The organism is Paenibacillus pini JCM 16418 (genome assembly GCF_000576305.1).
GTDB classification, from domain to species: Bacteria; Bacillota; Bacilli; order Paenibacillales; family Paenibacillaceae; genus Paenibacillus_AQ; species Paenibacillus_AQ pini.
The window spans coordinates 82,702-94,997 of the sequence record NZ_BAVZ01000003.1 but is presented as its reverse complement, the minus strand read 5'-3'; the positions used below and the strand labels follow the sequence as shown (position 1 = coordinate 94,997).

Genomic DNA, 12,296 nt, shown 5'->3' with positions numbered 1-12,296 from the left:
ATGGTCTGACACTCAAAAAACAACGTGCTGGTTACGTGATCGAGTACCTTCCGCAGCGTATTCGTCAACTGGACCACGACAATCGAGTCAATCCCGTATATCTCGAGTGGAGCGGAGGAATCAATCTTGTAGGCAGGGATCTTCAAAGTTTCCCCAATCAACTTGGCCAGATAGGCCGTGCCATTCTCCCTAAGAGCCCCATCCTCTGCCTGTCCCGGCCGCTTGTCAAAGTTCCGCTGTTCCGGCTGATTGGTTGTTTTTCGGCCCCCTGCTCTCTTATTCCTTAGAATGGAAGGGGATGCAGAGCCTTGCTTTTGGCGGATGACCCCGTTGCTTGCGGCCGCTATGATTTGATGACCCAGCCCGTGTGCGTGTTCAGCCGGGAAAATCACCGAAGGAAAGCCCTCGCTGACCAATACCTGCTGCCAGGCTTCAGGATACAGACCGGGACAGCCCGCAATGCGCAGCTCAGGGTCTTCCGACAGCCACCATCCTTCAAGCAGCCCGAACGTCAGATGAGTCGCAAGGCTGTTGTCTGCCATTTCATTTAACAAAAGCAGACCGCCATTTTTCAGCAATGCTTTAGCGTTGCGAAGCGTTTGGCGAATATTTCTGGTGGCGTGGAGCACATTGGCTGCGATCACCACATCGTAACCGCCCTCATCCACGTCTTGCCCTGCAAGGGGCTCTTCTACGCTGAAAATGCGGTAGGTTAAATAAGCATTGTCAGGACCGTACTCCTTCTCAGCGTGAAGCAAGAAGGCGCGGGAAATATCCGTATAGCAGTATTCCTGCACATGTTCCTGGAAAGGCTGCAGCCTCTGAAAAAGACCGGCGCTAGTCCCGCCAGTACCCGCACCAATCTCCAATATACGAATACGCGTCTGGGAATCCTGCTTCAATCTTTGCTGCAAATAGGTCGTTAAGGTGTCTCCCAATACTTCATTAAAGTAATCCGCAACGGGATTGTGCTTATAGATGCCTTCAACAAGCTCCATGGAAGAAGCCGGAAACATAATATCGGTAGCCGGAACTTGACCGGACAGAATATCCGGTAGAGCACGAACGGTTGTGTCCACCAAAACCGACATGGCGCTCATGTGGGGATCGCTCCGCCATACTGCAGTTTTCGCTTCCCACTCCTGCCAAATCGCAGCCTGGTCGAAGTGAATCGGCTGAACAGTAGAATATGCGTCCCCCTCTTGAATCAGATCGCAATCGCGGGTCAAGATCGCCAAGCTTTCTCCCAGCCACTTCTCATACCGCCCCACCACCTTACCGGAGGAAATCAGGCCGGAAGATGTTACGGGCGAAGCCGCAAACAAGTCTAGTGACTGCAATTGATTGAATAGCAACTTATGGAGCAGTCTTTCCATCTCGCGGCTCTGATCCCTGCCGGAAGCTTCAGGTAGTCTCTTTTTCCTTGGTATTGGAAGCTGACCTACCTGTACAGACTTTCCTTCCTTCGGTGAATAGACTTCTATTCGCTCAGAAGGATTCATGCCCTCTACGACAATCGGCTTCGTCGTACGAATCATAGCGACCTGATCGACGGGACTTGTCAGCAACGCTTCGAGTGCCGCCATTCCCTCTTCCGCTTGAATCAAGCCCAAGCCGATCTGATCGAACAAACCTTCGAATTGTTCGTCCTTCGCCACTTCGCCGTTGCCCCAGTACCCCCAGTTCATGACTTTTACCGGGTACGTCTGCCGCTCGGAAATCCAATGGGCAAAAGAATCCGCAAAAGCGCAGCCGGAAGTATAATGACTTTGCTTCACATTCTTGATATAAGCTACGAGTGAAGAGAAAAACAGGACAAAGTCTAATGGCTCGTCCTGGAAGACTTGAGCCATTCGCACAGCAGTATCCACTTTAGCTGACAATCCGCTGCGGAATTCCGCAGGTTCCATATTTTCCAGACTTTGCTCAGACAGCACCATAGCAGCATGAACGATACCCTGAATCCGCGGGTGACGCTTCTTGATCGTTTGATAGGCTTGCCGCAGCGCATCCAGATCGGACGCATCTGCCGAGAGATATTCCGGAGCTGGCCCGAAGCGCTTCATCCGGTCGAGTTTGGCTTGAATCGAAGCATTCAGCGTGCTGCGCCCGATCCAGACGATCTGTGCATTGTAGGTGCGAATCATATATTCACTCCATACTTCGCCGATATACCCGGCACCGCCGATCACGATGTATACGCCTCTGGTCTTGTACAATGTTCGCCCAGCAGGTTCATGACGAAATGGGATCAGCTGTCTTTCAAGCCATTGCCCGTTCCGGTAAGCGAATAATTGACCATGACGACTCGTCGGCATAGCAAACATCAAACTGACCGGCCAAGTCCCCTCTTTTTCCATATCCATAATGCGAACTTGCCACCCGGGATACTCTTTGGCCATCGTACCGGCCAAACCGTGAATACCGGCATGGGCGGGCGAGATGGTTTCATGCTCATATACGGCTTGCGATTGTATTGTAACCAGACTCCAACAGAGGTCTCTCCTTCCGTAGCCAAGACGGAGAAGGGCTTTCATGATCCGAAAAATTTCCATCACACCGTGATTTTGCTTGATAAGCAAAGTGTCATCGGACAAGGAATCCGGCAGATCATCATCTCCCACCCATACGACATGATTAATGTCACCGTAGGCTCCCAGTTTTTTAGCCACTTTTTCGATTTCGTCAGACAGAGGTAGCGGAACAATCACGGCTTGCGGATAATATTGCTGCAAAACCGCTCGCTGCTCGTCTGTTCCACCGACGATAATCATTCGTTCCTTTAAGGAACCCACAGTTGTAGTTGACACTTCGGATACCGGGATCGGTTCCCAAACAGGCAGCAGAAGCTGGTGTCCGACGGGAGGCTGCTTCTCGAGTTCTTCGAGGTCTCTTTCCTCCTTGGAACTTGGTGCAGCTGCCGCTTCAAGTGCACGGATTGATGCCCCCTTCATGCGCACGCAAATGTGCCCATGTTCGTCGCACAGATCGATATCATATGACGTTATTTTGGCATCTGTACCGTTATCCTTGGCGTATCGAATATACGACCACATCACTGGCTGACAGGGACGGATAATGTCAAGCTCCTGAAGAGCGAAGGGCAGCCCCAGACTGCTGGACGATTCGCTACCGTGTGCCAATTGCCGGACCGTATCGCCCAAAAATCCGATAGACGCATGAAATCCGGCATCCAGTAGACTCGGATGCAACACGAACTCATCTTCCGTATGACGGACGGAAGGCGGTAAACAAATTTTGGCCAATACATCATGTTGACTAGCATATATTTCGGTAATCCCTCTGAATCCAGGACCGTAGTCAATCCCCATTTGTGTTAATGCCGAATAGCACTCATCTGGTGTTGCCAATTGGATGCCGCATTCGTTCTTCAACCGGTTTAGGTCAAAAGGCGGAATCGCCCCATCGGAGACGAATTCAACGCGGCTTTGGCAATAGATAAGCGGAGATGCCGCGTCGCCGGTCGGTTCACTATAGATCTCGCAGACGATCTCTCCGTTTTCCTCTGGAGAAAGAGCGATTTGTACTTGAAGAGTTCCCTGCTCGTGATGAAGGGGACGAAGCCAGATGACATCCTTGATCCGAATAACAGGTTTGTCCTTTTCCTGGACGCCCATTGCCTGCTGGGCAGCCGCACGAATCATTTCCAAATAAGCTACACCCGGTAAAATACGCCCACCCTTCACGACATGATCTGCAAAGAAAAACTCTTGTCCTGTGAAGGTGGAACTGAATCGCTGTACCGTAAAATCGGATGTATTCAGATGAAGCAGCGGGTGAATCGCCGCAAAGACGTCAGGTTTGCGGGTCCGGGATTTTTCCGGAACCCAATAGCGTTCGCGTGCAAACGGATACGTCGGCGCGCTAATCCGGCGCGGCTTGCGATTATCTGTGTACAAGCCGTTCCAATCAACTTCTATTCCTTGAACCCACCGCTCGGCAATTTTATACAGTTCATCTTGTTGGGCCCACATCTGCAGCGTGTCCGAAGATAATATATCTCCGCCGAATAAGTCGGTCCCCGCCAGGCTGCCATTACTGACGTGCCCACGCCAGCAACCGCGCGGCACCTCCTGTAAGTCCCCGAACGCATCCAGCTTGGCAATCAACTCTGGGATGCTACTTACGATAAATACGGCTCGTTCCTCCATCGCTTCCCGTCCCACTTGCAGCGAATAGGCCAAGTCTTGGAGCCGGATCCCTTCGTGCAGATAGGCAGACAACTTCTTGGCATATGCCTGAAGACGTTCTTCATTTCTCGCGGATAAGGGGACAATCGCCTGAGCTAAAACGCGAGGATGAATTTCCGGATTCTCCTGCACAGCTCCAGGCACGTATTCTTCCAAAATAAGATGTGCATTGGAACCCGACGCCCCGAAGGAGCTCAGTCCCGCCCGACGTGGGCAGACGATCTCATTGCCGTTGTCCGTAAATATAGGGTTCTTCCATTCCTCGGTTTTCTGCTGGACGTAAAACGGGGTCTGATCCAGCTCCAGATATGGATTAAGCTCTTCAGAATGCAAGGACGGCACAAGCTTCTGATAATGAAGCTGAAGGGCGATCTTACACAGACCGCTGATGCCTGCGGCCGACTCGGCATGTCCGATGTTCGATTTGACTGAACCGATCGAGCAGAACTGCTTATCTTGGGTGTAAGCCCCGAAAGCTTTGGCCAGGCCCTGAATTTCGATCGGATCGCCTAAGGATGTGCCCGTGCCGTGGGCTTCCACATAGGAGATCGTTCTCGGGTCGATTCCGGCTTTGGCTAAAGAAGCATCAATCACATCAGCCTGTGCCACGGGATGAGGAACGGTTATTCCGCTCACTGTGCCGACATGATTGATCGCACTCCCCTTGATAACCGCATAGATCCGGTCCCCGTCCCGAACGGCTGCACGGAGGGACTTCAGGAGCACGGCCCCTACTCCCTCTCCTGAGACATAACCGTCCCCGCCTTGGCCGAACGTCCGGCAATACCCGTCACTGGCGTGCATATCACTGTAGCTGAGGTATTTATTCGGATGCAAAGACAGGTTTACTCCGCCTGCCAAGGCCACCTCACACTCCCCATGCCGAATGCTTTCGTACGCCAAATGCACAGCCGTCAATGAGGAAGAGCAGACCGTATCCACTGCCATGCTCGGGCCATGAAAATTACAGTAGTACGACACCCGGTTAGCAATTTGCGCATAGTTCAGGGAAAGTGGAAAAAGATTGTCGCTGGATATGTTCTCTGCGCCGATCAAGGCATAATCCTTATGCATCACTCCGACAAAAACGCCTACACGATGCCTATTGTGCCGTCCCTTTGGATGGGTCAGCGTCTTCGGCGTATAGCCGGCATCTTCAATCGTTTCCCAGCATGTTTGCAGGAACAACCGCTCCTGAGGGTCCATCGTTTCGGCTTCCCTAGGCGATATCCGAAAAAACTGGGGATCAAAGCAGTCTGAATCCTCAATAAATCCGCCCCATTTCGACACATGTTTCCCTGTTGGCGAAGAGAGGTCTGCGAACTTCCGCATATCCCAACGAGATGCGGGAATTTCAGTAATGCAATCTCTTCCCTCTATGAGGTTGTTCCAAAACTCCTGAAGGTTGTCTGCCTGCGGGTAACGGCCAGCCATACCGATGATGGCGATATCTTCGTGCTCTTCCTGTGCAGAAGTTGACATTGCAGCCCTGGGCTGATCAACAGCAGCCTTCAATTCCTTACGCGAGACGGACGCATTACCTGCTTCAGGCACACCCGCCGTGGCTTTTGCGTGTTCTTCTCTTATCTGAGAAGTCAGCCTACGGAAGTTTTCGCCGTAATGCTCGGCAAGGTAGGCTGCCAAATCAGCTATGTTGGTATATTCGAACAGCAAGGTCGGCGGTAAGCTAACGTCAATTTGACTTCCCAATGATTCGACAACATGCAACAAGTTCGATGAATCCAGCCCCAATTGATAAAAACCCATCCCTGTATGAATCTCTTCAGATGATTTGCCTAACTGTTCTGCCAGCAGTTCCCGGAGAAACAGCTCGATAGATCCGTATACGCCTCCACTGCCGGATTGAGGCTGTAACACGGTCATGCCGGAAGGGAAGGAGACCTCCTCAGTCCCCCCTACCATGCTCTTACGATCTGACTGGATAAGTTCAGATGCCCGAACGAGCTTGCTTGCGATATTTTTCAGTTCGGCGACTTTTCTGCCCGCGGCATTGAAAAATTCCAGCGTCATGTAGATCAATTCTTTTTCGATACGTACTGACGAGTTCTGAATTCGGGTAATACAATTGCTGCGCAATGGTTCGGTTGCGTAAAAGGACTCGAAGTACATAGGCAGATACAGTCGCGGTTCATCTTTTATTACGGCGGAAATTAGAAGAGAAGTTCCGATCCCGCTCCCATCCAGAAGAACAGGATGAAATAGGAATTGCTCCGCATGAAGACTGGCCTCCGGACCCACCGCAATCTCCATTACGCTGTCCGTGTCCGTTAGGCAGACCAATCCTTCAGCCTTCATGAACCCGGTATGCACCAAATCCTGCCTCCGGCATTGCCCGTATATTTCCTCTAAATTGGCTACATGCTTTGACGTAGCTTTGACATGTGTAAAAACCAGCGTTTCATCATAAGTTATTGGCGTCTTCTTACTCATTTCCGCGCTCGCATAGCGGACTTTCCCGTCCGATCTGCTATCGCCTTGCAGTACTTGACCCTCGATGCGAATATGCCATTGGCCAGCCTGAGCTTCCGTACATGATATGGTGAGCTGGATTTCACTATCTGGTGCCACAACCAAGGGGTGATAAAGGGTAACCTGACGAAGCTCAAGTTCTGAATAAGCGTAGCCATGCGTATCAAAAGTTTGATAAATGAGATCAATGTAAGCCAAGCCTGGCAGCAATTCTTGTCCATGTGCCTTGTGGTGGCTGAGCACAGGATTGTTCAGCGTTAAGTTAAACTGCTCGATGATCACGTTTGTGGCAACTCCTCTCTTATGCAAAGGTTTTCCAGAATACCCCTCTAGCACCCAGTGCGACTTGAGGCTCTCTCGCTATCTTTCCGGCCGCTGTCATCCCAGCAACTTCCGCAGTCAAGGACCGCTTCTTCAATTCCGGTGTAAGTAAGGGACGACGGCGAGTCAGATACCCGGCCTGTTCCACCCAGTGTTCCAAGATGACATGCGCGTTTGTGCCTCCGTCGGCAAAACAATTGATCGCTGCCACCGGTTGGGATTCTCCCCACTCCGCCGCTTCGCGGTTGAATTGAATGCCCGCAGATTCATGATCGAAATGAGGCATTGCCTGTTCTCCGGACAAGAACGGAACCTGACGCCGATGCTGGAGCATGAGCACGACTTTAATAAAGCCAGCAATACCTTCGGCACAAAGCGGATGTCCGATGTTCGGCTTTACCGAGCCGACGCCGATTGGATCTGGTCCTTTGGCACGATAGACAGACTGGATAGCCTTGAGCTCCAGCAAATCGGTCACGGCCGAACCCGAGCCGTTGGCCTCGATATACGAGATATCCTCCGGACGTTTTCCGCTTCGGTCTAAAGCCGCCCGCATGACATCCTTCTGGGCTTGCAGATTCGGCGCTGCCGGACCTACAGTCCGGCCATCGTTATTAACGGCTGCCGCTTTAACGACGGCATAAATCGAATCCCCGTCGCGGAGTGCCTGATCCAATGTTTTCAAAAGCACGATGCCAACGCCTTCGCCGAGCACAATTCCGCTGCCCCGCTCATCGAAGATGTGGAAGGAAGACCCCTCAGACAATATCCCCCGCTGTCCGAACATTCTGTAAGCGTCCTCTGTATCCAGCAAGCTTACCCCGCCTACGACCGCGGCTTCTATATCGCCGGTGTGAAGCGCTTGAATCGCCATATTCATGCCGACCAGCGCGGAAGAGCAAGCGGTATCAATAACGACACTCGGGCCACGCAAATCGAAGAAATGTGAAACATTGGCCGCCATATAATTTTGGCCCATGGCAGCGATCGGATTGCGTATGTGCTGCAAACTCTCCTCTGTCGGCCTGTGCTGCTTCGCCCCCCCAGATACACGCCAATGGCTTTGCCCTTGATCTCCTCATGGGCGTACCCAGCGTGATACCAAAGATTGAGGCATTCCTCCAGCACGACAAGTGATTGCGGATCCATCGCCCTGGCGTCTTCCTCAGAAAGCTGGAAGAACGATGGGTCAAAATGATGGATATCGTTCAACAGTCCCGCATAACAAGTGCCTTCATGATGCCATCTTTTCTCGGGTACCTGACGGATTGCCGATCTCCCTGCAGACAGGAGTTCCCAAAAGGCGTCCAGATTATCCGCGCCAGGGAAACGGCAGGATAGCCCGACTACGGCAATATCTTTTGCTTGGGTACCTCGCACGCTTGACCGACTGTTCAGCTCTTCGGACAACTCCGATTGGGCGCGGTCTATCAACGGTACAGCGGGGCGCTGTTCGGAAGTACCTGTGTCAACAATGCCTGCCGGCAAGTTCCCCGTCACTTTAGTCAACGCGCTCGCAAAATCTTTAGACAACCAGGCCGCAAAACTTTGAATGGACGGATATTCATAGATAATAGAAGGATCGAGATTGGCCCCTATCTCCCCGTTGATTTGCTGCAGCAGTTGGGTCAGGATGATGGAATCGACCCCGTACTCCTGAAAAGGTTCATCCGCCGCCAGGTGATCGGGAAGGATTTTTAGCTCCTTCGCAAATAATTCGATCAACCAGGCTTGTGTTTTTTCATAAATATCTCCCGTCGCCTTTTTACTTGCGTCCTCCGGCGATTTCGCCCGAACATTACCTGCTTCGGACGGGCGCATCTTTGGAACGTCACGGCGTAGCAGCAAGTCCGGTTTCCAGTGCTCTGTATCTACAAAGGCAGGTAGGACTACGGAACGTAGCTTCTGCGCCAATATCAGATCCAACCACTGTAAGCCTTCTGTATCGGTCATACCCAATAGACCGGTTTCCGCGTACGTCTTGCTTTTAGCTTCGCCCATACCGCTTTCTTTCCAGTTCGGCCATTGGATGCTGACGATAGGCAGTTCTTCTTGGTACGCTTCGGCAAAGTAATCCATATACGCATTGCTCATCGCATAATCACTTTGTCCCGAGGCAAGGGAAGGAACAATTGATGATACAGATGAGAAGAGCACGAAAAATTGCAGAGGCTCCTTCGGGAGCAGTCGGTACAATGTATAAAGCCCCTCCACTTTAGGCTCAAGAACCTTTTTGATATCCTCGGTGTTTTTCCGAATAAAGGCAGGGTTTCGCCAGTCTGCCATACCCGCGCAGTGAATCACCCCGCCGATCGGCCCCAATTTGCGAACAATATTCTGCAGACTGTGCCACACGGCGTCCTCATCCGACAACCGAAGCGACAGAACATGCACTTGGATACCCAAGTCTTCCAGCTCCTGTATGGCTCGAATCCTCCTGCGGGTGGAGTCGTTCATCTGATTGAGCCTGTCCCACTCATCACGTGGAGGCAGCGGCTCACGTCCGGTAAGCACGAGTTTCTTCACGTTATACTTCCGAACAAAATGTTTAGCACACAAGAGTCCGAGTCCGCGTGTTCCCCCTGTTATGAGCAGGACGTGATCTTCTGGAAAAGCCTCAACTTCTAAGGCAAACTCCCCGTTCTCGTCCGAAAAGGGCTCCTCTTCTAGAAGAGAAGTATATCGTTGTCCTTTTCTGTAGCACACTTCAGGCTCCTCGCTGTCTAAGATCAGCTCCTCTGCAATCAACCGCGCTAATTCATCATCTTCGGCAGAAGCATCTGTATCCATATGCCTCGAATGAAGATAGCTGTATTCACTTTGAAGCATGCGGTACAACCCGGCACGGGAAGCGCCTGCAAGATTCACACGGTCATTTTGCAGCGATTCCAAGCCTTTAGTAACACCGAGTAAGGTTAGTCCCTCTTTGTTCCCGTGTTCAACCAGCTTTTGTACCCATTCGACCCAGCCAACCGATTCGTCCGCTTCGATGCCACAGCCAATCAGGTCAACCAATCCGTCGTAGTTACGCCATTCGTATCCGGATGAAATATCGTTCCGATCCGCATTTACAATCTCATATCGCGGAAAATAACGGGATAGCTTGTCCGCCAGATTTGCGGTCTCCGAATTTGCCAAGATCACAATGGATTGAACGTTTTTCCTCGCCTGAGTGGAAGAACTTGGCCTCCAATGCTTTCTCAGCAAGCGCGGAACCCGTTTTGTTGGTGCGATCTCGGGTCGATCAGCTTCAACGGATGAAGAAGCAAATGGCGAAACGTGATCGGTTTGAAGTGTGAGTTTGGGCAACCAATACGGCTCCTTTGCGAAGGAGTATGCAGGCATACTGATCCGACGGGGTTTGATCTCCCCATGCAGCCTGTTCCAGTCCAAGTTCCATCCCTTTACCCATAGCTCCGCGATCTTGTGCAGCTTCTTCTTCTCGATCCACGCTTCCGATAGCGCCTTAGCATCCTCATCAGTTTCAAAGATTCGAATTTCCTGCCGGCGCTCTTTCACGTAAGCGGTGAAGACTCCTTCCGCTGGACGGCCGGACCGATAGGCATCGAGCAGACACAGCAACTTTTCCCGTGAGTCCGCAACAACAGCCACACGGTAATCCATCGGTTCACGACCGATTTGAAGCGTATAGGCAGCATCTGCAAGCTCAAGATCCGGCTCCGCAAGCAGAAAGTCCCGTATCTCCCCGACTTGGGTGTTCAGCTGCTCTTTTTTCTTGGCAGACAAGACCATAAGCAGCGGCTGTCCAGCCTCCCGTGAAGCCAATGAGGCCGAGGACCGTGCAGTGTTGGGAACGTAAGCTTCCACCACCACATGCGCATTTGTTCCACTAAAGCCGAAAGAGCTGACACACGCACGTAGAGGCAGACTTCCGGTAGATGTCCATGGCTTCACTTGCGTGTTGACATAGAACGGTGAGTTGGCGAAGTCAAAATGATCGTTTGGCTGGTGAAAATTCAGAGTAGGCACAAGTGTTTCTTTCTGCATGCATAACAGGACTTTTTGAACACTTGCTATGCCCGATGCAGCCGAGGTATGGCCAATGTTGCTTTTGACTGAGCCTATCGCGCAAAAGTTATTCTTCGCCGTCTTTTCTTTAAACACGGTGGACAGCGCCTCCAATTCTATGGGGTCGCCCTGTTTCGTTCCGGTTCCGTGCATTTCGGCATAACTGATGCTTTCCGGATTAATGTTGTATTTTTCATAAATTTCGCGTTCTAATTCCATTTGACTGCTTGCGCTAGGTGCCGTAATCCCGTTGGTTCTGCCGTCCTGATTGATCCCGGAACCCACGATCACCCCATAGATCTGATCTCCGGCAGCTTCCGCATCCGACAGCCTCTTGAGAACCAAAGTGCCGGCCCCTTCTCCCGGAACAAAACCGTTAGCACGGTTATCAAATGTCATACATTGTCCATCAGGCGACAACATACCCGCAGAGCACATGCTAATGTATGATCCCGGAGTCAGGTACAGCGTAACGCCACCCACGAGCGCCATATCAATTTCCCGGCTGGCCAAAGCTTGACAGGCCAAATGCGTACCCACTAAAGAAGAGGAACAGGCTGTATCGATAGGGATTGCCGGCCCTTTCAGGTTGAGATAATACGATACACGGGCCGCTGCAATTGCAAAGCTGCTGCCGGTTGCACTAGCGCTTGACTGGATGTCGCTCATCATACTGCCGTATTCATTGCTCATAATGCCTAGATAAACACCGCACTTCGTATTGTTTAACGAGGAAACACTGTATCCCGCATCTTCAAATGCTTTGTAGGCCTCCTCCAGGAAAATCCGCTGTTGAGGATCCATCAGCTCAGCTTCTGAAGGGGAAATGTGAAAGAATAAAGGATCGAAACACTCAATATCCTCCAACATCCCAAGCGATTTACAATAAATTTTCCCCTTCTTACTTGGCATTGGATCATAGTATTTATTCACGTCCCAGCGTGATGCGGGGATTTCGCGGACGGAATTAGTCCCTTGCACGAGATTCTCCCAGTACTGCCTAAGATTACTTGCGCCTGGATACCTTCCCGACATGCCCACAATAGCAATAGGTTCTCTGGCGGTTGAAGATTCGCTCTCTAACGTTTGCTTGGCAAATGTTGTCGCCGCAGGGTGAGGAATTGACGCTAACGGAGGAGCCGAGGCGCTTGGGTGAGCCGCAAATTCAGCAGGTATCTCCGCTTCCTCAGGCTTCGTCAGCTTCAACCCTTCGGACTGCACGTCCGGGACAACACTTCTGCCTGC

General features: G+C 51.6%; 5 pseudogenes. All 5 read right to left on the bottom strand.

Annotated features, from left to right (window positions below):
• Positions 1-41: 41 nt before the first annotated feature.
• Positions 42-845 (bottom strand): annotated as a pseudogene (locus tag JCM16418_RS27035) (methyltransferase); the annotation flags it as partial.
• An 834-nt stretch (positions 846-1,679) separates the two neighbouring features.
• Positions 1,680-6,662 (bottom strand): annotated as a pseudogene (locus tag JCM16418_RS27030) (beta-ketoacyl synthase N-terminal-like domain-containing protein); the annotation flags it as partial.
• A 75-nt stretch (positions 6,663-6,737) separates the two neighbouring features.
• Positions 6,738-6,983, bottom strand: a pseudogene (locus tag JCM16418_RS27025) (hypothetical protein); the annotation flags it as partial.
• A gap of 19 nt (positions 6,984-7,002) precedes the next feature.
• Positions 7,003-9,557 (bottom strand): annotated as a pseudogene (locus JCM16418_RS27020) (beta-ketoacyl synthase N-terminal-like domain-containing protein); the annotation flags it as partial.
• Positions 9,558-10,628: 1,071 nt separating this feature from the next.
• Positions 10,629-12,272: pseudogene (locus JCM16418_RS26815) on the bottom strand (type I polyketide synthase); the annotation flags it as partial.
• Positions 12,273-12,296 lie beyond the last annotated feature (24 nt).